Source organism: Brevundimonas sp. NPDC055812 (assembly GCF_053616535.1).
The window spans coordinates 264,572-285,096 of record NZ_JBSHDX010000002.1 but is presented as its reverse complement, the minus strand read 5'-3'; the positions used below and the strand labels follow the sequence as shown (position 1 = coordinate 285,096).

The 20,525-nt window shown below is 66.7% G+C and carries 23 protein-coding genes and 1 tRNA gene; 8 read left to right on the top strand and 16 right to left on the bottom strand.

What is annotated here, in order from left to right; all coding sequences use genetic code 11:
* Window positions 1-90: 90 nt before the first annotated feature.
* Together ACWGL1_RS04360 and ACWGL1_RS04355 are read left to right on the top strand one after the other, a co-directional pair.
* Window positions 91-666 carry a response regulator gene (locus ACWGL1_RS04360; protein WP_452111287.1) on the top strand — a complete coding sequence of 192 codons (576 nt, stop codon included), beginning with the start codon at window positions 91-93 and terminating at the stop codon, window positions 664-666.
* Entirely contained in the window at window positions 663-1,142 is a 480-nt protein-coding gene (locus tag ACWGL1_RS04355; RefSeq protein WP_452111286.1) for a chemotaxis protein CheE, read from the top strand. Before ACWGL1_RS04360 ends, ACWGL1_RS04355 begins: the two co-directional genes overlap by 4 nt.
* Here the strand turns inward: ACWGL1_RS04355 and ACWGL1_RS04350 are convergent.
* The 6 genes from ACWGL1_RS04350 to ACWGL1_RS04325 form a co-directional block, all read right to left on the bottom strand.
* Window positions 1,139-3,019 carry an ABCB family ABC transporter ATP-binding protein/permease gene (locus tag ACWGL1_RS04350; RefSeq protein WP_452111404.1) on the bottom strand — a complete coding sequence of 627 codons (1,881 nt, stop codon included), beginning with the start codon at window positions 3,017-3,019 and terminating at the stop codon, window positions 1,139-1,141. The two genes, ACWGL1_RS04355 and ACWGL1_RS04350, sit on opposite strands and share 4 nt — an antisense overlap.
* 50 nt (window positions 3,020-3,069) lie before the next feature.
* A complete protein-coding gene (locus tag ACWGL1_RS04345) occupies window positions 3,070-4,086 on the bottom strand; it encodes a threonine aldolase family protein (RefSeq protein WP_452111285.1) in 1,017 nt (338 codons plus the stop codon).
* Window positions 4,087-4,089: 3 nt separating this feature from the next.
* The gene (locus ACWGL1_RS04340; RefSeq protein ID WP_452111284.1) at window positions 4,090-5,070 is read right to left on the bottom strand and encodes a mechanosensitive ion channel family protein; all 981 of its coding nucleotides are present in this window, start codon (window positions 5,068-5,070) and stop codon (window positions 4,090-4,092) included.
* A gap of 44 nt (window positions 5,071-5,114) precedes the next feature.
* The gene (locus ACWGL1_RS04335) at window positions 5,115-6,812 is read right to left on the bottom strand and encodes a cisplatin damage response ATP-dependent DNA ligase (protein WP_452111283.1); all 1,698 of its coding nucleotides are present in this window, start codon (window positions 6,810-6,812) and stop codon (window positions 5,115-5,117) included.
* A gap of 93 nt (window positions 6,813-6,905) precedes the next feature.
* Window positions 6,906-8,717 carry an ATP-binding protein gene (locus ACWGL1_RS04330; RefSeq protein ID WP_452111282.1) on the bottom strand — a complete coding sequence of 604 codons (1,812 nt, stop codon included), beginning with the start codon at window positions 8,715-8,717 and terminating at the stop codon, window positions 6,906-6,908.
* A gap of 117 nt (window positions 8,718-8,834) precedes the next feature.
* The gene (locus ACWGL1_RS04325) at window positions 8,835-9,134 is read right to left on the bottom strand and encodes a BolA family protein (RefSeq protein ID WP_452111281.1); all 300 of its coding nucleotides are present in this window, start codon (window positions 9,132-9,134) and stop codon (window positions 8,835-8,837) included.
* Between the two features lie 44 nt (window positions 9,135-9,178).
* Between ACWGL1_RS04325 and ACWGL1_RS04320 the strand changes: the two genes are divergently transcribed.
* A complete protein-coding gene (locus tag ACWGL1_RS04320) occupies window positions 9,179-9,853 on the top strand; it encodes a J domain-containing protein (protein WP_452111280.1) in 675 nt (224 codons plus the stop codon).
* Here the strand turns inward: ACWGL1_RS04320 and ACWGL1_RS04315 are convergent.
* A complete protein-coding gene (locus tag ACWGL1_RS04315; protein WP_452111279.1) occupies window positions 9,813-10,085 on the bottom strand; it encodes a hypothetical protein in 273 nt (90 codons plus the stop codon). The two genes, ACWGL1_RS04320 and ACWGL1_RS04315, sit on opposite strands and share 41 nt — an antisense overlap.
* Window positions 10,086-10,228: 143 nt before the next feature.
* Here ACWGL1_RS04315 and ACWGL1_RS04310 point away from each other — a divergent pair, with 143 nt between their 5' ends.
* Both ACWGL1_RS04310 and cobS read left to right on the top strand, forming a co-directional pair.
* The gene (locus ACWGL1_RS04310; protein WP_452111278.1) at window positions 10,229-10,657 is read left to right on the top strand and encodes an organic hydroperoxide resistance protein; all 429 of its coding nucleotides are present in this window, start codon (window positions 10,229-10,231) and stop codon (window positions 10,655-10,657) included.
* A 74-nt stretch (window positions 10,658-10,731) separates the two neighbouring features.
* Window positions 10,732-11,742, top strand: coding sequence for a cobaltochelatase subunit CobS (gene cobS, locus ACWGL1_RS04305; RefSeq protein WP_291782302.1), 1,011 nt, complete (start codon window positions 10,732-10,734; stop codon window positions 11,740-11,742).
* A 61-nt stretch (window positions 11,743-11,803) separates the two neighbouring features.
* Here cobS and ACWGL1_RS04300 read toward each other — a convergent pair whose 3' ends face one another.
* Window positions 11,804-12,859, bottom strand: a complete 1,056-nt coding sequence (locus tag ACWGL1_RS04300) for a COX15/CtaA family protein (RefSeq protein WP_452111277.1) — start codon at window positions 12,857-12,859, stop codon at window positions 11,804-11,806.
* A gap of 140 nt (window positions 12,860-12,999) precedes the next feature.
* Here ACWGL1_RS04300 and ACWGL1_RS04295 point away from each other — a divergent pair, with 140 nt between their 5' ends.
* Together ACWGL1_RS04295 and ACWGL1_RS04290 are read left to right on the top strand one after the other, a co-directional pair.
* Window positions 13,000-13,251, top strand: a complete 252-nt coding sequence (locus tag ACWGL1_RS04295; RefSeq protein ID WP_312218347.1) for a transglycosylase — start codon at window positions 13,000-13,002, stop codon at window positions 13,249-13,251.
* Window positions 13,251-13,466 carry a DUF2842 domain-containing protein gene (locus tag ACWGL1_RS04290; RefSeq protein WP_312218349.1) on the top strand — a complete coding sequence of 72 codons (216 nt, stop codon included), beginning with the start codon at window positions 13,251-13,253 and terminating at the stop codon, window positions 13,464-13,466. Before ACWGL1_RS04295 ends, ACWGL1_RS04290 begins: the two co-directional genes overlap by 1 nt.
* Window positions 13,467-13,531: 65 nt before the next feature.
* Here ACWGL1_RS04290 and ACWGL1_RS04285 read toward each other — a convergent pair.
* The 7 genes from ACWGL1_RS04285 to ACWGL1_RS04255 form a co-directional block, all read right to left on the bottom strand.
* A tRNA-Pro gene (locus ACWGL1_RS04285) sits at window positions 13,532-13,608 on the bottom strand.
* A 72-nt stretch (window positions 13,609-13,680) separates the two neighbouring features.
* Entirely contained in the window at window positions 13,681-14,097 is a 417-nt protein-coding gene (locus ACWGL1_RS04280) for a MerR family transcriptional regulator (RefSeq protein ID WP_291782314.1), read from the bottom strand.
* 5 nt (window positions 14,098-14,102) lie between these two features.
* Window positions 14,103-14,411, bottom strand: coding sequence for an integration host factor subunit alpha (locus ACWGL1_RS04275; protein ID WP_409450003.1), 309 nt, complete (start codon window positions 14,409-14,411; stop codon window positions 14,103-14,105).
* Between the two features lie 74 nt (window positions 14,412-14,485).
* Window positions 14,486-15,463, bottom strand: a complete 978-nt coding sequence (locus tag ACWGL1_RS04270; protein WP_452111276.1) for a beta-ketoacyl-ACP synthase III — start codon at window positions 15,461-15,463, stop codon at window positions 14,486-14,488.
* The gene (gene plsX, locus ACWGL1_RS04265; RefSeq protein WP_291782323.1) at window positions 15,460-16,530 is read right to left on the bottom strand and encodes a phosphate acyltransferase PlsX; all 1,071 of its coding nucleotides are present in this window, start codon (window positions 16,528-16,530) and stop codon (window positions 15,460-15,462) included. The genes ACWGL1_RS04270 and plsX overlap by 4 nt, the downstream gene beginning before the upstream one ends.
* 100 nt (window positions 16,531-16,630) lie before the next feature.
* Window positions 16,631-17,158, bottom strand: a complete 528-nt coding sequence (locus ACWGL1_RS04260) for a YceD family protein (protein WP_452111275.1) — start codon at window positions 17,156-17,158, stop codon at window positions 16,631-16,633.
* Window positions 17,155-17,682, bottom strand: a complete 528-nt coding sequence (locus tag ACWGL1_RS04255) for a ubiquinol-cytochrome C chaperone family protein (protein WP_291782330.1) — start codon at window positions 17,680-17,682, stop codon at window positions 17,155-17,157. The genes ACWGL1_RS04260 and ACWGL1_RS04255 overlap by 4 nt, the downstream gene beginning before the upstream one ends.
* 90 nt (window positions 17,683-17,772) lie before the next feature.
* Between ACWGL1_RS04255 and ACWGL1_RS04250 the strand changes: the two genes are divergently transcribed.
* On the top strand, window positions 17,773-18,252 hold the full coding sequence (locus ACWGL1_RS04250) for an outer membrane protein assembly factor BamE (RefSeq protein WP_291782332.1): 480 nt from the start codon (window positions 17,773-17,775) through the stop codon (window positions 18,250-18,252).
* 117 nt (window positions 18,253-18,369) lie between these two features.
* Here ACWGL1_RS04250 and ACWGL1_RS04245 read toward each other — a convergent pair whose 3' ends face one another.
* Entirely contained in the window at window positions 18,370-20,520 is a 2,151-nt protein-coding gene (locus tag ACWGL1_RS04245; RefSeq protein WP_291782335.1) for a sodium-translocating pyrophosphatase, read from the bottom strand.
* Between the last annotated feature and the right edge of the window lie 5 nt (window positions 20,521-20,525).

Genomic DNA, 20,525 nt, shown 5'->3' with positions numbered 1-20,525 from the left:
GCTGATCGCGATTGCGCGGCGTCGCAGCGCCGCCGAAACTGACGCCATGCGATTCGGTCTGTTTCCTTCCTCAACCCTCGGCAGGCCTCCATGCGCAGCATGAACGGGGTCGGCGAATCCCTGCGCGAAAGCGCGGTGTTCAACTTCGACGGCGCGGTGACCATGGTCATCGACGATTCGCCGTTTTCGCTGGAGCTGACCGCCCAGGCCCTGCTCGGTTTCGGCATGAAGGTCCGTCACGCCTGCGAAAGCGCGGCCGGGGCCATCGCCATCCTGCAGAACCATCCGGTCGACCTCATCCTGGTCGACTGCGAGATGCCGGGCATGAGCGGGTATGAGTTCGTGCGCTGGCTGCGTCGCTCGGGGCTGGATCCGAACGCCTACAGCCCGGTCATCATGACCGCGGCCCACGTACGCCGCTCCAAGGTGTCGGACGCCCGCGACTGCGGCGCCAACTTCCTGATCACCAAGCCGTTCAGCGCGGGCGTTCTGCTGGAACGCATCGTCTGGGTGTCGAGAGACAATCGTCCCTTCCTGGAGGTGGGCGACTATTTCGGCCCCGACCGCCGCTTCCGAAACGAGCCCTGGCCAGGCCCGGAACGTCGCGCCGAGGAACGGCGAAGAACCGCCTTTGAAAAAGAACGCCGCGCGGCGGTGGAGCTATGACGGTCATCACCCACAATCGGCGCCGCAGCCGCCTGTCGACCCTGGTCGATCAGCCTGGCGGCGTCAGCGTCGGCGTCGCCTTGACCGAGGCTCGCGCCAATCTGGCGCGGTATGAGAGCCGCAGCCGCGAGATCATCGAGCAGCAGGTCACAGCCCTGGCCGCCCTGCCCGTTCCGACCGGCGTCGACGAAGGCGCGCTGGACCAGGCCTACGCCCACGCCAGCGCCGTGATCGACGCAGCCGGGCCGTTCGAGCTCAACGACCTGTGCGCGGCGGCGGCCAATCTGTGCGATCTGATCGACGCCGCGCCCGAAGACCGCCCATTCGACTGGCGCGTCGTCACCGTCCACGCCCAGGCGCTGCGCCTGCTGCTGACCCTGCCGCCCGAAGCCGTCGACGCCCGCGCCAAGGTGCTGGACAGCCTCAAGGACATGCTGAAGGCCAAGGTTCCGGGCGCCGGAGAGCCTGAGGCCTAGCTCGCCTGAGTCTTCGCCCCGCGCGTCTGCTTGCGCCACAGAGCCGCATATTCCCCGCCCTGACGCGCCACCAGCTCATGATGGGCGCCGCGCTCGACGATCCGGCCCGCCTTCAGCACCAGAATCTGATCGGCGTCGGCCACCGTGGACAGGCGGTGCGCCACCACCAGGGTGGTGCGGCCCGTGCGGGCGCGGCGCAACGTCTTCTGGATGGCGGCCTCGGTGCGGCTGTCGAGCGCGCTGGTCGCCTCGTCCAGGATCAGGATGCAGGGGTCCGCCAGCAGGGCGCGGGCGATTCCGACGCGCTGCCGCTCGCCGCCCGACAGCTTCAGCCCCCGCTCGCCGACGCGCGTGTCCATGCCCTCGGGCAGGTTGCGGATGAAGTCCGCCAGCTCCGCTGCTTCGGCGGCCGCCCAGATCGCCGCCTCGTCCGCATCAGGGCGGGCGAAAGCGATGTTGGCGGCGATGGTGTCGTTGAAAAGGGCCACGTCCTGCGGCACCAGGGCCACGGCGGCCCGTAGCGACGCCTGAGTCAGACTGCGCGCGTCCCGCCCATCGATCAGCACGCGCCCGTCCTGCGGATCCAGCAACCGCAGGGCCAGCTTGACGATCGTCGACTTGCCCGCCCCGGACGGTCCCACCAGGGCGGTCGTAGTGCCCGCCGGCGTGACGAAGCTGACGTCGTCCAGCCCCGCCGCCCGTGCGTCATGCCGGAAACCGACGTGGTCGAAAACGATCTCCGCCCCGCAGCCGCTTTCAGGTCGCGGCAGATCGATGGCGTCGGGCGCATCCGCCACCTGCGGCGCTTGACGCGTGACCTTAAGCATCTCCTCCATGTCGATGAAGGATTGTCGGATTTCCCGATAAGCGAAGCCCAGGATGTTCAGCGGCGCATAGAGGGAGATCATGATCAGCACCGCCGCCGTCACATCGCCCGGCCCCATGCGCCCGGCTGCCGCTTCGAACCCGGCCATGACCGCCATGACGCCCAGGCCCAGGTTCATGATCAGGCCCTGGATCAGGTTCAAGGCGGCCAGGGAGGTGTTGGCCTTCAACGACGCCTGAACATAGGTCGCCAGCGACTGGTCATAGGCCTCGGCCGCACGGCCCTCGGCCCCGAACGATTTGACGGTTTCGTAGTTCAGCAGGGCGTCGACCGACAGGCCGGCCGCCTCGCTGTCGGCGGCGTTCATGGCGCGCCGGTGCTCCAGCCGCCAGTTGGCCATGGCGAAGGTTGTGGCCGCATAGACCAGCACCACGGCCACGGCGACCGCGCCGAAACGCCAGTCGTACTTGCCGCCCAGAACCGCCGCCGCCAGCACCAGTTCCAGCACCGTCGGCCCCAGGTTGAACATCAGGATGCGCAGCAGGAAGTCCACCGCCCGCGAGCCCCGGTCCATCACCCGAGACAAGGCGCCGGACCGCTTGGTCTGGTGGAAGTCCAGCGACAGGCTGAGCGCGTGGGCGAAGGTCTCGGCCGCCGTCTTGCGCTGGGCGGCCGCCCGCACGGGAGCGAACACCACATCCGACAGTTGCGGCGTCGCCGCCGACAGGAAGCGGACCAGCGCCCAACCCACGGCGAAGGCGGCGAATCCCAGGCCTACGGACGCCGCTGGTCCCTGGTCCGCCGCCAGATGGTTGACCGCCGCCCCCAGAACCAGCGGAGCCAGGACCCCCAGCCCCTTGCCCGCCAGGGTCAGCAGGATCGCCCCGGCCACCCGCCAGGGCAGTTGCGGCGCGCCCGAACGCGCCACGACGCCGATCAGGTTTTTCAGCGCCTCGAACGTAGGCGGCGCCTCTTGCTGAGAGGTGTCGACGCCGGCGTTCATCGCCTTGGCCGCGACATCGCCGCGTCTTCCCGAGCGCTCACCACGCATCGCCACGCCTCGCCGCCATCACGCCTCCGAGGCGAAACGCGCTCGCCACGTCAGTTCAGGCTCGCCACGGCGTCGATCAGGGCGTCCACCGACGCCTCGTCCGTCGCCCAGGAACAGACGAACCGCACCGAACCGTCATCGAATTGATAGCAGGCCCAGCCCGCCGCATTCAGCTGCTCATGGGCTTCACCGTGCATCCGCACGAACACGGTGTTGGACTCCACCGGGTGAGCCAGCACGAAGGGCGTCTTCGCCTCGATGCCGTCCGCCAGGCGCTGAGCCATCAGATTGGCGTGAGCGGCGCCCGCCAGCCAGTCGCCCGACTCCAGCAGCCCCAGCAGGGGCGCGGCCAGCAACCGCCCCTTGGACGCCGTCTGGCCGGCCTGCTTCAGCCGGTTGTCGATCCGCCGCGTCATCGTCTTGTCGAAGATCACCAGGGCCTCCACGCAATGCGCCCCTGACTTGGCCCCGCCGAACGACAGCACATCGACGCCCAGGCGCGGAATGTCCTTGGGGTCGAAGCCCGCGGCCACGGCGTTGGCCAGCCGCGCTCCGTCCATGTGAACGCCCAAGCCCGCCCGTTTGGACGGCTCGATCAGGTGGCGCAACTCTTCCTCGGAATAGACGGCGCCGTATTCCGTCGCCTGGGTCAGGCTGAGCGCGGCCGCCGGCTGACGATGGCCCACGACCGGCTCTTCCAGAGCAGCGTACAGGGCGGCTACGTCGATCTTGCCCGAATAGCCCGGCAGACCGATCAGGCCGACGCCCTGGCCGAAGAAGCCGGGCGCGCCCGTCTCGTCCGTGCAGACGTGGGCCGCATGATGCGCCAGAACCGCCTCATAGGGGCGCGCCAGCATCGACAGGCCGATGGCGTTCGCCGCCGTGCCGCTGAAGACGAAACGCACCTCGGCGTCCGCATCCAGGGTCTGACGGATCAGATCGGCGGCGCGCGCCGATGTATCATCAGCCCCGTAGGCCCGCGCGAACCCGGCATTGGCGGCGACCAGGGCCTGAAGCGCCGAGGGCGCCATGCCCGCCGTATTGTCGGAACCGAAATCAAAACGCACGGCTCATTCTCCCCCTTGGGCCGACGTTCCGTCGGGCGCCACATCACTCTGAACAGGGGCCATGACGACCCGCGCGAACTTGGCGTCCCTTGCCGGCACCTCGACCTGGTGCGGGAAAGGAATCTCGATGCCGGCCTCGTCCAGGGCTTCCTTGCCCGCCTGCATCAGATCCGCCTGTGTCTGCCACCAGTCGTCGTTGTTCACCCAGGCATGCAGGGTGATCTGGACCGCGCTGTCCAACAGCCCTGTCACGCCTGTCCACGGCGCAGGCTCCTGCAACACCCTGTCGTTGACCCGCGCGACCGAAGCCAGCACCGCGCAGGCGTCCTTCAGATTGTCGCCGTAGCCGACGGTGAACTTGATCTCGATGCGGCGCGTGCGTTGTCCCGTCAGATTGACGATCACGTCGCTCAGCACCTTGGAGTTCGGAATGACGATCTTGTGGTTGTTGGCGTTCGTCAGCTGGGTGGTGAACAGGTCCAGCTTCTGAACCGTGCCGGAGGCGCCGCCTACGTCGATGGCCTCGCCCACGCGATAGGGACGCAGAATCAGAAGCATCACGCCCGCCGCGACATTCGACAACGTCCCCTGCAGCGCCAGACCGACAGCCAGGGAGGCGGCGCCCAGCACGGCGATGATGGAGGTCGTCTGCACGCCCAGCCGCTGCAACACGGCGATCATGCCGATGATGATGACCACGACCCGGACGATCTGCACCATGAAGGCCAGCACGGTGGGATCGCGCCGGACCACCCGCGTCCGCCCTAGAATCTTGCGCGCCGCGCCCGAGGCCCATCGCGCGGCGATGAGAGTCAGGACGAAAATGATGGCCGCCACCGTCAGGTTGATGGCGAAATCGCCCAGCATATCCATGGCCTTGGCCAGGATGGCGGCGTCGATGCTCAACCTCTGCTCGCCGGCGGCCACAGCCTGAGCCAGAGGCTCGGCGAACGCGGCAGGACTATGCTGAAACTTCGTGAGCATGAACCGGGTCTAACGCACGTACAGCCGATTGGAAGCCCCGCCGCTCAAGCTTTTTCGCCGGCGCTGACGCGCCCGCCGCCTCGCTCGATCGCATCCAGCAGGTCGAGGACGGAATCGAGGCTGTCGGCCTCACGCGCGGGCTTGTCCCAGCGGATGCGGCTGACGCGCGGAAAACGCATGGCCACGCCCGACTTGTGACGCGTCGAACGCTGCAGTCCCTCGAAAGCGATCTCCAGCACCAGACCGAAATCGCGCTCGGCGCGGACCGCGCGGACCGGCCCGAACCGGTCCGTCGTATGATCACGCACGAACTTGTCCAACTGCTTCAGCTCTTCATCGGTGAAGCCGAAGTAGGCCTTGCCGACCGGCGTCAGCGCGCCCTCATCGGTCCAGACGCCGAAGGTGTAGTCGGAATAGAATCCCGAGCGTTTTCCGTGCCCTCGCTGGGCGTACATCAGCACGGCGTCGATGACGTGCGGGTCGCGCTTCCACTTGAACCAGGGCCCCTTGGGACGCCCTGCAACATACAGGCTGTCGCGGCGCTTGAGCATCAGCCCCTCCGCGGCGGCCCCGACCGGCGGCTCAGCGCGCAGAGCGGCGAGATCGTCCCAGGTCTCATGCGTCAACAGCGGCGACAGCCCCAGGCGCTGCCCGCCATGTTCCCCCGCCAGGCGTTCCAGTCGCGCCCTCCGCTCGATCAGGGGCAGGCCGCGCAGGTCTTCTTCTCCATCGGACAGAAGATCATAGGCCAGGATCGACGCGGGATAGTCCTGCATCAGCCTGGCGCTCGCCGTCTTGCGATTCAGCCGCTGCTGCAGATCCCCGAACGGCGCCACCACCCCGTCGCGTATGACCAGAAGCTCGCCGTCGACGGCCCCCTCGAAGGCCAGATCCGCCGTTACATCCGGAAAGGCGGACGATATCTCATCGCCCGTGCGAGAATAGAGGCGTGTCTGTCCGCCTTCGCGTACGGCCTGCACCCGGATGCCGTCCCACTTCCATTCGGCGAGGAAGTCCGCCGGGTCCAGGCGCGGCAAATCCAGCCCTTCGTCGAGGGCCGTAGCCAGCATGACAGGACGAAACCGGCCGGGTGCGTTCGCGCTGGGCTGCTCCGCCCGCCCTTCAACCCAGGCGAACAGATCCTGATAGGGGGGCTGCAGCGCGTGCCATATCTCCTCGACATCGCTGACGGTGATCGGCGGCAGGCGCTCGACCGCCTCGTGCCCTTGCGGGCTCGGCGGGTCCGTCAGGGCGGCCGGCCGCATCATCGCCACGGCGGTGCGGGCCAGACGCGCGGACAGGCCGACCCGGAGCCCTCCCGTCACCAGCTTCAGCAATGCCCACCGCCCCTTGGGCTCCAGCGCATCCAACCAGCCCTCGATCAGGACGGGCGCGTCAGCGCGGTTGGCGCGAAGCAGAGCATCGACCACCTCGCCCAGATCTGGCTCCCGATTGGCGCGATGCGAGGGGTCACGCGGCCAGATCAGCGCGGTCGTCTCGGCCAGATCGCCCACATAGTCATAGGACCAGCCGAACAGGATGGAATCGACCCGGGCCTCGACGGCCTTGCGGATCATGGCCGGCTTGGCCGCCGTGAAGCTCAACTCGCCGGTCAGGGCAGCCAGCGCCCAGCCGCGATCAGGGTCGGGCGTCGCCTTCAAGTAATCGCGCAGCAACACCAGCTTGGCGTTGCGCGAGGTCGTCAGCGACAGGCGATCCAGCAATTCGGCGAAGGGACGCAATCGGGCTCCAGCTCTCAAGGCTCCCCTGCACAACGACGAAGAAAGCGCCTGGCTCCCTCGACGGTCGTCGCACCCGGCCCTTGCGCCGCATGATCAGGCGGCCTCCGCTTCCTGATCCATCAGGCGGCGAAGCGCCGTCCGTCCGCCCTTGGCGTGCGCCATGAGGGCCGACAGGCTGCGGAAATCGATCGGCTTGTTCAGATAGGCGTCAGCGCCCGCCGCCAGCCCGGCTTCATGGTCCTCGTTCCGCGCCGAGGCCGACAGAACCACGATGGGCGTCTCGGCGTTGGCCCCGCCCCCTTCACGGATCAGGCGCGTCGCCGCCAAGCCGTCCATGACCGGCATGTTGACGTCCATGACGATCAGATCGAACCGCTGATCCCGAGCGGCGTCGACGGCTTCCTGACCGTTTTCGGCGATGCTGCTGCGCCGCCCGGTGGAAGCCATCCAGGCTTCCAGGATCATGCGGTTGACGGGGTGATCCTCCACCACCAGCACCTCCATGCCGTCGCTCATGACGACGTCGCCCTCGGCTGGCGTCGCAGCTTCGGCCGCGCGCCAGGCGACCACCTCGCCCTCGACGGCGAAGGTGAAGGTGGATCCTTCGCCCGGGCGGGAGGTTACGGAAATGTCGCCCCCCATGATGTTGGCCAGACGACGCGAGATCGTCAGCCCCAGCCCGGTACCGCCGAACCGCCGTGTCGAGGACGCGTCCAACTGGGTGAAGGGCTGGAACAACTGTTCCATGTCCGCTTGGGAGATGCCGGCGCCACTGTCGATGACGGCGAATTCAAAAGTCACGCGGCGTTCTGAAACGCGTCGCCCTCGGGTGACGAAACGAACGGCTCCCTGATCCGTAAACTTGACCGCGTTGGACAGGAGGTTCTGCACCACCTGGCAGACCCTCAAGGGATCGCCGCGCACCACGGCGGGAATGTCGCCTTCGAAGGCGGTCACGAAGTCCAGACCCTTGGCCTCGGCCTGAGCCTCGAACGGGCCGATGATGCGACGGTGCAGATCCTCCAGGTTGATGTCCACCGTCTCGAAATTCATGCGCCCGGCCTCGATCTTGGTCATGTCGAGGATGTCGTTCAGCAGGCTCAGCAGGTTGTCGCCCGAGTTGCGGATGATCGCCAGATACTCGCGCTGCGCCCCTTCCAGCCGCGTCGCGCTCAACAGTTGCGCTGCGCCCAGCACCCCGTTCATCGGCGTGCGAAGTTCATGGGAGATGACGCCCAGGAAGTTGGACTTGGCTTCATTGGCCGCATCGGCCTTGTCGCGCGCAGCCTCCAGCTCCTCGATGAGATGCGCCTGATGCTCCTGGAAGGCGCGTATCCGCTCCTCGCGCAGCATGGTCATCGTCACAAGGACGAAAAGGCTGGCGGCCGTGAACGGCGCCAGGGCGACAAAGGGCCAGAAGACGGGGTCGCCGATCAGGCTGGCCCCGATGATCGCCGCCGCCGCGCCATAGGGAGAGGAGATGAGAATAGCCTGCCGGGGCGAATTCCTCAGCTGGGCGAACACGAGGACATAGCCCGATATCAGGAGGGCGATGGCCAGTTCGCGCCCAAACGCCGACGGCGAGAACCACGCCAGCAGGGGCGCCACGGCCCAGATCGCCGTGGTGGCGGTCGCCACCGCCGGGAACACCAGCCCCCAACCGGCGCCTGCGCTCTGGCTGACGCGTTTTTCGACCTCGCCGCGCAAGGCGCCTGCGGCCAGGGTCGCGACGAACCAAAGCAAGCCATGCGCCAGACCGACCGTCGCAATCAGTCCCAACGCCCAGCTGACGATAATGAGATAGCGCAGATAGTGAGTTTGCAGGATGGCGGTCAGGGCCTGGGCCGCTTCGCCCGGCGCCTGCGCCCCATCCATCCCCTTCGCAAACCCGTCAGATCCAACCATCGCGACGCCCCCGCTCGCTCCAAAATGCTTCGGGTGCGGACGCTAGAATGAAAGGTTCTAAGACGATATGAATGCGGATAACTACGTAATCCGAATTATCAACGGCGGCGACCGGCGTCAGGCCTGAGCTTCCTGCGGCGTCTGCGCCCGGATCGAAAGGGCGTGCACCGGACCGGCCAGCTCCTCCTTCAGCACGGCGTTGACGGCGCGCTGTCGGGCCACACGCGTCTGGCCGGCGAAGGCGTCGGATACGATGGTCAGCTGAAAATGACTTTCCCCGCCGTCCTGGGCGTCAATGCCGCCTTCATGATGGTGGCCCGCGTGCTTCCAGCTGTCATCCTCCAGTTCCAGACGCACCGGCGCGAAGGCCGCCGTCAGTTTTCCGCGCATAACCGTCGCGATCGGGCCGTCAGACATAGGGACTCCTTGAAGCTGACCAATTCGGCCCTACACTTCGGGCGATGTCTGCGTCTTTTCAATACAAGCCTCGCTTCACCGACATTCGGGTCAAGCCGCCGCGTTCCGACGATGAACAGGAAGCGGCGGAGGATGTCCTGCGCCTCAAGCCTGGCGAGAAGGCCTGCGAATGGGCGGAGTGCACCCGGCCGGCCACGGCCCGCGCGCCCAAGTCGCGCGAGCAGCTGAACGAATTCTATGACTTCTGTCAGGCGCATGCGGCCCAGTACAACAAGAGCTGGAATTTCTACGCCGGCATGAACGAAAGCCAGATTCGCGCCGCCCAGGAAAACGAGGCCATGACCGGCGGCCGCCCCACCTGGCAGATGAAGGCCGGACCGCAGACGCGCGAGGCCGCCGCCTTCGCCGCCAAATTCGGCACGGCCAATAATTCAGGCGCCGGTTCATGGCGCGACAGCTTCGGCCTGTTCGGTCGGCGGGTTCACGCCGAAGGCCCGGTGCAGGACGACCCCAGTCATCGACTGGGCAAGCTGGAGCGCGCCGCCCTGGCCGACCTGGGTCTCGAGCCCGGCGCCGACAAGGCCGCGATCAAGGCGCGCTATCATGAGATGCTCAAGCGCTTCCACCCGGACACCAACGGCGGCGATCGCGGCGCGGAAGCCAAGCTTCAGAGCGTCATCAAGGCTTGGAAAACCTTGAAGAAGGCCGGCCACGCCTGAGCGTTCTCAACAGCCCGCCCTCGCCCGGCAAGGCGTCGACGCGGGTCATGGACTGATCGACGGCCGAGGAATCCCAGATTTCGGCAAAGACCTCGGCCCCGGTCTCGTCCAGCATCATGCGCTGCGTTTCCTGGACCGCCTCCGTGAAGCTGTCGGCTTCCAGGGGAAACATCTGAGGCGTCCTTCCGGGCGCGTCATAGACATAGCAAAAATATTGCGTGTGCGTTTCCATGTCCCTCTCCCCCGACGGGAGCGATGCCCAATTGTTAACACCCTCCTGCCGAATTCCCGAATCACAGAACCGTTGTTTCTGAAAGACGTTGCCCCTTCATCATCCCCTTGTTCATCCCCAGACTGGGGATAAGGAGTCCACAGATGGAAGTTCTGTATCGCGCGCACGCAACCGCCTCCGGCGGAGGCCGCGATGAAGGCCGATCGGCCACCGACGACGGCAAGATCGATGTTCTCCTGTCCGTTCCGACCGAAATGGGCGGCAAGGGCGGCGACGGGACCAACCCCGAGCAGCTTTTCGCTACGGGTTATGCGGCCTGCTACCTGGGCGCCCTGCGGCTGGTCTCAGGCAAGGCGGGCACGCCCGTCGGTCCTGACACCAAGGTTTCGGCGGGGATCGGATTCGGCAAGAACACCCGAGGCGAGGGCTTCAACCTCGATGTCGCCTTGCGGGTGTCGGACCATGGACTGGATCGCGCGGTGATCGACGACCTGATCCAGAAAGCGCATCAGGTCTGCCCCTATTCCAACGCCACGCGCGGCAACGTCGACGTAGACCTGTCGGCGGAATAGGCGACCGGCCCAGGGCGAATAATCCATCCGGCCCCTCGCGCGTGTTGAGCCGCGCGCGCGAGGGCGCTAGGTGGATGGCCATGACCTCTCCGCTCGACGCCTCCCCCGATCCGCTCGTCACCCTGGAACCGCACCGCAAGGTCACGCTCAGAGAGGCGTTCGGCGTCGATTCCGACATGCTCGTGCCCGCCTTCGAGACGCGCGACAGCCATGTGCCGGAGATCGACGAGTCCTATCGCTTCGATCCCCAGACCACGATCGCGATCTGCGCAGGCTTCGCCTATGACCGCCGCGTGATGGTCCAGGGCTACCACGGCACCGGCAAGTCGACCCACATCGAGCAGGTGGCCGCCCGCCTGAACTGGCCCCTGGTTCGCGTCAATCTGGACAGCCACGTCAGCCGCATCGACCTGATCGGCAAGGACGCCATCGTCCTGAAGGACGGCAAGCAGATCACCGAGTTCCGCGAAGGCATCCTGCCCTGGGCGCTGCAACGCCCGGTGGCCCTGGTGTTCGACGAATATGACGCAGGCCGCCCCGACGTCATGTTCGTGATCCAGCGCGTGCTGGAGGCGCAAGGGCGTCTGACCCTGCTGGACCAGAACCGCGTCCTCCGCCCGAACAAATGGTTCCGCCTGTTCGCCACCTCGAACACCGTGGGCCTGGGCGACACCACAGGCCTGTATCACGGCGCCCAGCAGATCAATCAGGCGCAACTCGACCGCTGGAACATCGTCACCACGCTGAACTACCTCGACCACGACGTCGAAGCCGAGATCGTCGCCGCCAAGGTGCCCGAGTGGAACGACGCCGAGGGCAAGCGTCGCATCGCCGCCATGGTCCGCGTCGCCGACATGACCCGCAACGCCTTCATGAACGGCGACATCTCGACCGTCATGTCGCCGCGCACGGTCATCACCTGGGCCCAGAACGCCATCATCTTCGACGGCGACGTGGCCCTGAGCTTCCGCCTGACCTTCCTGAACAAGTGCGACGAACTGGAGCGGCCGACCATCGCCGAATTCTATCAGCGCGCCTTCGGCGAGGACCTGCCGGAATCCGCCACGCGGGTGAAGATCGGCTAGAGGGCTTCCCTCGCTCAAATTGAAAAGGCCGCCTTCCTGATCGAAGAAGGCGGCCTTTTTCTTAGCGCAGGCCCGAGGCGAACATCCTCGGTCGTGAACGCCGCACCATCCACAGATTGACCGTGGCCGCCGCCAACACCAGCGCCGCCGCAGCCTGGTGCAGCACGCCCAGGGTCACCGGCACCGCGTGGATGAGCGTCAGAACGCCCAGCCCCGCTTGCAGCCACAGCGCGCTCGCCAGCACCAGGGCCGAAGCGCCCAGCCCTTCGCCCAGGCGCCCGCGCAGGGCCTGGACGGCATAGAAGGTGCCAGCAAACAACAGCACATAGGCGCCGATCCGGTGGTTCAGCTGCACCAGCCCCTGATCGTGAAGGAAGGTCAGCGCCCCCTGCCCCCAAGCGACCGGCGGAAACAGAGCGCCGTTCATCATCGGCCAGTCCGTGTAGATCATGCCGGCCTTGGCCCCGGCCACCAGGCCGCCGAGCAGGCACTGGAAGAAGACGCCGCCCAGCAACAGGCCCGCGCCCCAGCTCCATCCGCGCGGCGCGCGCGTGAAGTCCGAGCCGGACCAGGCCTCAAGCCCCGTCCAGATCAGGCCGGCGAAGATCAGGAAGGCCAGACCCAGATGGGTCGCCAGCCGCTCCGGCGCCACGTCGACGCGCTCGGCCAGGCCGCTGGACACCATCCACCAGCCAATCAGCCCCTGCAGGCCACCCAGGGCCAGCAGGATCGCACAGCGCGCGATCAGACGGCGCGGAAGAACGCGGAAGGCCAGGAACAGGACGAAAGGTACGGCGAAGACCACGCCGATCAGACGCCCCAACAGCCGGTGCGCCCACTCCCACCAAAAGATGTACTGGAACTCCGCCATGCTCATGCCGGCGTTGACTTCGACGTACTGGGGGATGGCCTTGTACTTGTCGAACGCCTCGACCCAGTCGGCGTGGTTCATCGGCGGCAGGGCGCCCATGATCGGCTTCCACTCCGTGATCGACAGGCCCGAGCCGGTCAGCCGCGTCGCGCCCCCGACCACCACCATGGCGAACACCAGGGTCGCGCAGAAAAACAGCCACAGCGCCACCGCGCGGCTGCGGTCCAGTTCACCAATACGCTTCATTCGACGCCTGCCGTTCGCCCCGATATGCTTGCCGCCTCTTTCGCGGGCGGCGGAACCGAGGGATATGCCCCTCCCGCGAGGCAAGATCGAGTCGGTTTCTACGCCAAAGCGTCGCACAACATTCTAGGGAGCGCCGACCGGTGCAATATATCGAGATCGCCATCGCCCTGGCCGGGGCCCTGGGCCTGGCCTGGATCGCCGATCTGCTGACGGGCCGTCGCGGCCTGGGCGGGACGATTCTGGTCGCCCTGGTCAGCGCCGCCTGCGGGGCCTTCCTGGCGATCCGCGTCTTCGCCGTCGCCACCCTGGCCGACTGGGAATGGCTTCCCTGGGCCTTCGCGGCTGTCGTCATAGGTCTGGTCGCCTTCTTCCTGTTCCGGAGCAAACGCTGATGCCGCCTCGCGCCCGCCGCTTCATCGCCACCCTCGGCGTCATCGGCTTCCTGGCCTTCTGGGTGTGGGGCGCGGTGACCCTGCACGACCATCTGCCGGACGCCTGGTGGATCGACCTGATCTTCTTCGCCGTGGCGGGGATCGGCTGGGGCGTGCCGCTCATCCCCCTGCTTCGCTGGGCCGAGCGCGCGCCGGACGACAGAACGAAAGCCTGAACAGCAGAACGGCCGGCGAGATTTCCCTCACCGGCCGTTTCAGCCTGCTGATAACCCTCAGCAAATGGTCGGAGCGACAGGATTCGAACCTGCGACCCCTTGACCCCCAGTCAAGTGCGCTACCAGGCTGCGCCACGCTCCGAAGGCGCTCCCTATAGACGGCGGTTCGGTGCTCCGCAAACCCTAAAACGCTCTATCGACAACAACTTCCGCCTTATCGGCGCAGAACGGCCTCCAACCGGGCTCTGGCCCCCTCAAGGTCGCTCAACACGGCCTCGAGACGCGCCGAAGCCGCCGGCGTCACCGCCGCTTCCGACGCCGTTTCAGCTCGATCACCCGAATCAATCTCCAGCGTGGCGGCGGGATCGGCATAGGCCGTCAGCCGCGCCAGGCCCTGATCCTGCACAAGACGCTGGACGCCGCGAATCGTCAGTCCCTCGTCATGCAGCAGGCGCCGGACGGCCTTCAGCACCATGACGTCGTCGGGCCGATAGAAACGGCGCCCCCCGGCCCGCTTCACCGGGACGACGAAGTCGAACTTGGTCTCCCAGAACCTCAGCACATGCTGGGGGGCGCCGACTTCATCGGCCGCTTCAGAAATGGTGCGGAAGGCTTTGGGGCTTTTGGCCAAGGATCTCAGGTCTCGACGACGGCGTCGTGCACCCGGCTCTTCATGATCTGGGAGGCGCGGAAGCTGATGACGCGGCGGGGGTTGATAGCGGCCGGTTCGCCGGTCTTGGGGTTGCGGCCCATGCGGGCGCGTTTTTCACGGACCTGAAAGACGCCGAACCCCGACAGCTTGACCGTCTCGCCCTGCTCAAGCGAGTCGACGATCAGGTCCAGCGTGCGCTCGACCAGTCCAGAGCATTCCTGTCGGGACAGCCCGACTTCCTCGTGGACCGCTTCGCACAAATCCGCCCGGGTAAGGGTGTGATGTCCGGCCACTTGCATCTCCCCGCAATCAATCGGCGGGGCATTGAAGGGCAAAACGGCCGGAAATCAAAGTCCTCAATGCGAATCTAGAACCGGAAGGCGCACGCGCCCCACGTCAGGCCGCCGCCCATGGCCTCGACCAGGACCAGATCGCCCTTCTTGATTCGGCCATCCTTGATCGCGACGTCCATCGCCAGGGGGATGGAGGCGGCCGAGGTGTTGGCGTGCATGGCCACGGTCGAGATCACCTTGCCCTCGTCCAGGCCCAGACGGTCGCCCACGCCCTTGATGATGCGCTGGTTGGCCTGGTGCGGCACGAACCAGTCGATCTCGGGGATGTCGACGCCCGCGACCTGGGCGGCGGCGGTGATGGCTTCGGCGATATTGACCACGGCGTGACGGAAGACCTGGTTGCCCAGCATCCGCAGGTGGCCGACCGTTCCGGTCGTGGCCGGGCCGCCGTCGACATAGAGCATGTCCGACTTGGCGCCCTCGCAGCGCAGGGCGAAGCCCAGCACGCCGCGATCGTCCTTGCTCCCCCGCCCCTCGCCCGGCTCCAGCACGAAGGCCCCGGCGCCGTCGCCGAACAGGACGCAGGTGGTGCGGTCCGTCCAGTCCATCAGCTTTGTCATTTCCTCGGCGCCGATGACCAGGGCGCACTTGGCCTGACCGCGCGCCACGAATCCGTCGGCCACGCTCAAGGCGTAGACGAAGCCCGAGCATACCGCCTGGACGTCGAAGGCGATGCCCACCGGCGCGCCCAGCTTGCGCTGGACGATGGCGGCCGTGGCCGGGAAGGTCTGGTCGGGCGTCGTGGTGGCGACGATGATCAGATCGACGTCCGCCGCCGTCTTGCCGGCGTCAGCCAGGGCGCGCTCGGCGGCCTTGAGCGCCAGGTCGCTGGTCGGCTCGTCGTCGCGGGCCTTGTGGCGCTGGCGGATGCCGGTGCGCTCGATTATCCATTCGTCGGAGGTGTCGACGACCTTGGTCAGGTCGGCGTTGGTGACGACCTGTTCGGGCAGGAAGGAGCCAACCCCGGTAACGACGCTGCGGATGACGCTCACTGTTCGGTCTCTCCCATGACGGCGGGCGCCGTCTCGTCCATGGCCGCCGCCAGACGCGCGAAATTGGCGCTGACCTTGGTCAGATAGTCGCTGCGGGCCAGTTCGACAGCCACGCGGATGGCGTTTGCATAGCCCTCGGCCGTGGCGCCGCCGTGGCTTTTCACGACGATGCCGTTCAGGCCCAGCAAGGGGCCGCCGTTGACGCTGCTGGGATCGATTCGGCGCGCCATCTTCTTCAGGGCCGGCATGGCGATCAGAGCGCCCAGCTTGGCCAGAGGACCCGAGGTCAGCGCCTCTTTCAGCAGGCCCGAGATGAAGCGGGCCGTGCCCTCGGCGGTTTTCAGCGCGACATTGCCGGTGAAGCCGTCGGTAACGACGACATCGACCGTTCCGGCGGCGATGTCATGCCCCTCGACAAAGCCGGTGTAGTTCACCGGCACGGCGTCGGTGCGCAGGACGGCGTGAGCCTCGCGCACCTCTTCATGGCCCTTCATCTCTTCGGAGCCGACGTTCAGAAGGCCGACCGTCGGTCTTTCCACCCCATGCACGGCCGCCTGAAACGCCTCGCCCATGATGGCGAACTCGACCAGTTGGCGCGCATCGCTGCCGATGTTGGCGCCCACGTCCAGAACGGCGGTGACGCCGCGCTTGGTCGGCCAGCTGGCGACGATGGCGGGGCGCTCCAGCCCGTCGACCGCCATGCGCAGGATCAGCTTGGAGATCGCCATCAGGGCGCCGGTGTTGCCGGCGGAAACAGCCCCCTGGGCCTCGCCGGTCTTGACCGCCTCGATCGCGTTCCACAGGCTCGAGCCCTTGCCCCGCCGCATCGCTTGGGCCGGCTTTTCGTCCATGGCGACGACCTTGTCGGTGTGCCGGACCTGGCAAAGGTCGTCCGAGACGTGCAGGCGCGCCATCTCCGCGCGGATCGCCGCCTCGTCGCCGTGCAGCAGGAAGCGCACGCCGTCGCCCCCATAAAGGGAATAATAGGCCTTCACGCCGCCGACCACGACGGCGGGACCGTGGTCGCCCCCCATGGCGTCGAGCGAAATCAGTGTGGATGATGCCAAGTGGAAATCGACTCCGTCGCCGTCTTGTCGCGGCGCTTCAATGTTAGGGCGTACAGACGCAAATGTCGCACCCTGTGGATGCAACCGGGGCGCCCTTAGGTCAACTCTTGTCGGAATCGCCCGGCTTCAAGGTTCTCAGCACGCCGAAAGGGGAAATCTCGCCTGGCTCCGGCGGCTGCTCGAAGACGGCGCCTTCCTTGCGCGGGTAAGGGTCCAGATGCAGGGCCAACTGCTCGACGGCGTACTGGCCCAGGTCGATCTGGCCGTTCTCGACCACGTCGGGAGAATTGTCGTCCAGTTCCAGATCGATCTCGCCCTCTTCCGAAGGCGGCGTATCCAGGGCCTCGACCAGATTGATCTCGAACCGCTCGTCGATGTGGATCGGCAGGGGCTCCAGCGTCAGCACGCAGGATTGAACGGCGTCGGCCACGACTCGTCCCGTCAGGCGCCAGCCCGACACCGTGGCCGTCACCTCCAGATCCGCCTCGAAGCGATCCAGCGACTTCAGGTTCAGCGCGCGCGCGATGCGCTGACGCGCTTCGGCGTCCGGCTCCAGTCGCCGGGACAGACCCGCACCGATCTGATGCAGGCGGACGGGGTCGCTGTAAGGCAGGGCGGGAATCGTCATGCGACGATCATGGCCCAGTCCGGCGCCTTTTCCACGGCGGAAATCGGCTGACGCGCCAGGCGTTCGTGCGATTCCAGCGCATAGCGGGTCAGTTCGGCGCCGGCTGCGGGATCGTCGCTCTCGAACACATTGCGTGCGATCGAGGCCTGGAAGCCGTCACGGTCGCCATCGCGCAGCGCCTTCTCATAGGCGCTCATCCGGCCATAGAGAGCTTCGCCCAGCTTGCGCATCTTCTTGCCGACCGACACATCGCCGACGCCCAACTCGCGCAGCACATTGTCCAGGGCCGAGACGTAGGTATCGAACATTTTCTGAGCCAGATCGGCCCCACGCTCGCCCTCGCCCTTCATCCGCACGAACAGCAGAAGGACATGCAGGGTGTAGAGCTCGAACCGCGCGTCGATTCGATCCGCCACCCCCAGGCGGGCGTAAAAATCGGGCTGGCGCGCCTGTTCCACAGCCAGGGCGTAAAGGCCCTGCGCCTGGCGCTCTTGCGTCTGTCGTCTGAAGAGTGTCTTGAACATAGGATTTCACGGCCCCTTTTCCGCCGCGCCGTTGCACTAGGACGCAGCGACGGTTAGGTCAAAGACCTTGTTCCTAGAGGCCCATCGCCGATGCCCCGTTTTACGTCGCTCATCATCGCCGCCTCGCTCGCCGCCGCTGCGGGCGCCTGCGCCCCCGTCGTCGCCACTCAGGGCTTCCAGGCCGTGGACGCCAAGCCTCAGGACGTCGAAGTGGGCGTCGACACCCGCGAGACCGTTCTTGCCAAGCTGGGCACGCCCTCCACGACCTCGACCTTCGAGAGCGACAACGTCTGGTATTACCTGACCCAGACGACGCAGCGCTACACCTACAACAAGCCGCAAGTGTCGCAGCGGACCGTCACGGAAATCACCTTCGCCGAGGGCGACGAAAAGGTCGCCAACGTGCGCACCCTGGGGCTGGAAGACGGCCGCCAGATCGCCATGGAGCGTCGCGAGACCCCGACCCGCGGACGCCAGCTGACCATCCTCGAGCAGTTGCTCGGCAACGTCGGCCGCGGCCAACTGCCGCGTACCGAGGACGACGTCCCCGGCCAACGCCGCCCGGACTAAGCGGCCCCTACAAACAGGCGCCCTCAAGCCGCGAGCGACCGCGTCGCGAGCATAGGGCGCAAAGACAACGCCCCGGAGATCGCTCTCCGGGGCGTTTTCAGTTTCAGCCGATCGCCGTCAGACGATCTTGCCGCTCGCCAGCACCGCCAGCAGCAGAAGCGCCACGATGTTGGTGATCTTGATCATCGGGTTCACCGCCGGGCCGGAGGTGTCCTTGTAGGGATCGCCCACGGTGTCGCCGGTGACGGCGGCCTTGTGCGCTTCAGAACCCTTGCCGTGGACGACGCCGTTCTTGTCGGTGAAACCTTCCTCGATCACCTTCTTGGCGTTGTCCCAGGCGCCGCCGCCCGAGGTCATCGAGATGGCGACGAACAGACCCGTCACGATCACCCCCATCAGCATGGCCCCCAGGGCGGCGAAGGCGTTGGCCTTGTCCGGCTGGATGAACAGGATGACGACGAACAGGACGATCGGCGACAGAACCGGCAGCAGCGACGGCACGATCATCTCGCGAATGGCCGCGCTGGTCAGAATGTCGACCGCCCGGCCGTATTCGGGCTTGGTCTGGAAGGTCATGATGCCGGGGTTCTCGCGGAACTGACGCCGAACCTCGGCCACCACGGCCTCGGCGGCGCGCCCCACAGCCGTCATCGACAGGCCGCCGAACAGGAAAGGCAGCAGCCCCCCGAACAGCAGGCCGACCACGACATAGGGGTTGGACAGGTCGAAGGCGACCGCGCCCAGTCCGTGGAAGAAGCTGCCCGGCTGCGCCTCGGCCGCGAAGAACTTGAGGTCCTCCACATAGGCGGCGAACAGGACCAGCGCCCCCAGACCCGCCGAACCGATGGCGTAGCCCTTGGTCACGGCCTTGGTGGTGTTGCCCACGGCGTCCAGGGCGTCGGTCGAAACGCGGACCTCAGGCGGCAGACCCGCCATCTCGGCGATGCCGCCCGCGTTGTCCGTGACCGGACCGAAGGCGTCCAGCGCCACGATCATCCCCGCCACGCCCAGCATGGTGGTGGTGGCGATGGCGATGCCGAACAGACCCGCCAACTGGAAGGCTGCGACGATGCCCACGATGATGGTCAGAGCCGGCAGCGCCGTGGCCTCCAGCGACATGGCCAACCCCTGGATCACGTTGGTGCCGTGCCCCGAGACGGAGGCGTTGGCCACCGACTTCACCGGGCGGAAGCCCGTGCCGGTGTAGTATTCGGTGATGACCACGATGGCCGCCGTGACCAGCAGGCCGACGACGCCCGCCCAGAACAGGTTCATCGGCTGGATCAGCAGCCCGCCCGAGGTTTCGACCGCCCCCGGCAGAAGCTGGTTGATCACCCACCAGACCGCGCCCAACGACAGGACGCCGGTGACGATCAGCCCCTGGTACAGGGCCCCCATGATGTTGCCGCTCTTGCCCAGACGGACGAAGAAGGTGCCGATGATCGAGGTCACGATGCAGACGCCGCAGATCGCCAGCGGCAGCAGCATCAGCACGTCCACATAGGGCTGGTTGCGGAAGAAGATGGCCGCCAGCACCATGGTCGCCACCGTGGTGACGGCATAGGTCTCGAACAGGTCGGCGGCCATGCCGGCGCAGTCGCCGACGTTGTCGCCCACATTGTCCGCGATGGTGGCGGCGTTACGGGGGTCGTCCTCAGGGATGCCGGCCTCGACCTTACCCACCATGTCTCCGCCGACGTCGGCTCCCTTGGTGAAGATGCCGCCGCCCAGTCGCGCGAAGATGGAGATCAACGAGGCCCCGAAGCCCAGGGCGACCAGGCCGTCGATGACCTCGCGGCTGGTCGAGGCGTGGCCCAGCCCCTGGGTCATGAAGGCGTAGTAGCCGGACACGCCCAGAAGCGCGCCGCCCGCCACGAACATGCCGGTGATGGCGCCCGAGCGGAAGGCCAGGTCCAGTCCCTTGGACAGGCTCTGCGACGCGGCCTGGGCCGTGCGGACGTTGGCGCGAACGGAGATCAGCATCCCCGCATAGCCCGCCGCGCCCGACAGGACCGCGCCGATCAGGAAGCCCAGCGCCGCCCAGGTTCCGATAAGAAAAAAGGCCGCGACCAAGATCACGACCCCTACGATGCCAATCGTTGTGTACTGACGCTTCAGATAGGCGGATGCCCCTTCCTGGATCGCCGCGGCGATCTCACGCATCCGTTCATTACCACTGTCGGCCTTCATCAGGACGGCGGTCTGGACGGCGCCGTAAAGCACCCCCAGAGCGCCGGCCGCGATGACCAGCCAAAGATATGACGTCATGGCGT

Bases quoted from the DNA above. Each gene is read 5' to 3' on its own strand.
- ACWGL1_RS04315 (WP_452111279.1), bottom strand. From the start codon at position 10,085: ATGGAAACGCACACGCAATATTTTTGCTATGTCTATGACGCGCCCGGA.
- ACWGL1_RS04340 (WP_452111284.1), bottom strand. From the start codon at position 5,070: ATGCTCACGAAGTTTCAGCATAGTCCTGCCGCGTTCGCCGAGCCTCTG.
- ACWGL1_RS04310 (WP_452111278.1), top strand. From the start codon at position 10,229: ATGGAAGTTCTGTATCGCGCGCACGCAACCGCCTCCGGCGGAGGCCGC.
- ACWGL1_RS04300 (WP_452111277.1), bottom strand. From the start codon at position 12,859: ATGAAGCGTATTGGTGAACTGGACCGCAGCCGCGCGGTGGCGCTGTGG.
- ACWGL1_RS04320 (WP_452111280.1), top strand. From the start codon at position 9,179: ATGTCTGCGTCTTTTCAATACAAGCCTCGCTTCACCGACATTCGGGTC.
- ACWGL1_RS04260 (WP_452111275.1), bottom strand. From the start codon at position 17,158: ATGACGATTCCCGCCCTGCCTTACAGCGACCCCGTCCGCCTGCATCAG.
- ACWGL1_RS04350 (WP_452111404.1), bottom strand. From the start codon at position 3,019: ATGCGTGGTGAGCGCTCGGGAAGACGCGGCGATGTCGCGGCCAAGGCG.
- ACWGL1_RS04245 (WP_291782335.1), bottom strand. From the start codon at position 20,520: ATGACGTCATATCTTTGGCTGGTCATCGCGGCCGGCGCTCTGGGGGTG.
- ACWGL1_RS04255 (WP_291782330.1), bottom strand. From the start codon at position 17,682: ATGTTCAAGACACTCTTCAGACGACAGACGCAAGAGCGCCAGGCGCAG.
- ACWGL1_RS04330 (WP_452111282.1), bottom strand. From the start codon at position 8,717: ATGGTTGGATCTGACGGGTTTGCGAAGGGGATGGATGGGGCGCAGGCG.
- ACWGL1_RS04250 (WP_291782332.1), top strand. From the start codon at position 17,773: ATGCCCCGTTTTACGTCGCTCATCATCGCCGCCTCGCTCGCCGCCGCT.
- ACWGL1_RS04355 (WP_452111286.1), top strand. From the start codon at position 663: ATGACGGTCATCACCCACAATCGGCGCCGCAGCCGCCTGTCGACCCTG.
- ACWGL1_RS04290 (WP_312218349.1), top strand. From the start codon at position 13,251: ATGCCGCCTCGCGCCCGCCGCTTCATCGCCACCCTCGGCGTCATCGGC.
- cobS (WP_291782302.1), top strand. From the start codon at position 10,732: ATGGCCATGACCTCTCCGCTCGACGCCTCCCCCGATCCGCTCGTCACC.
- ACWGL1_RS04360 (WP_452111287.1), top strand. From the start codon at position 91: ATGCGCAGCATGAACGGGGTCGGCGAATCCCTGCGCGAAAGCGCGGTG.
- ACWGL1_RS04325 (WP_452111281.1), bottom strand. From the start codon at position 9,134: ATGTCTGACGGCCCGATCGCGACGGTTATGCGCGGAAAACTGACGGCG.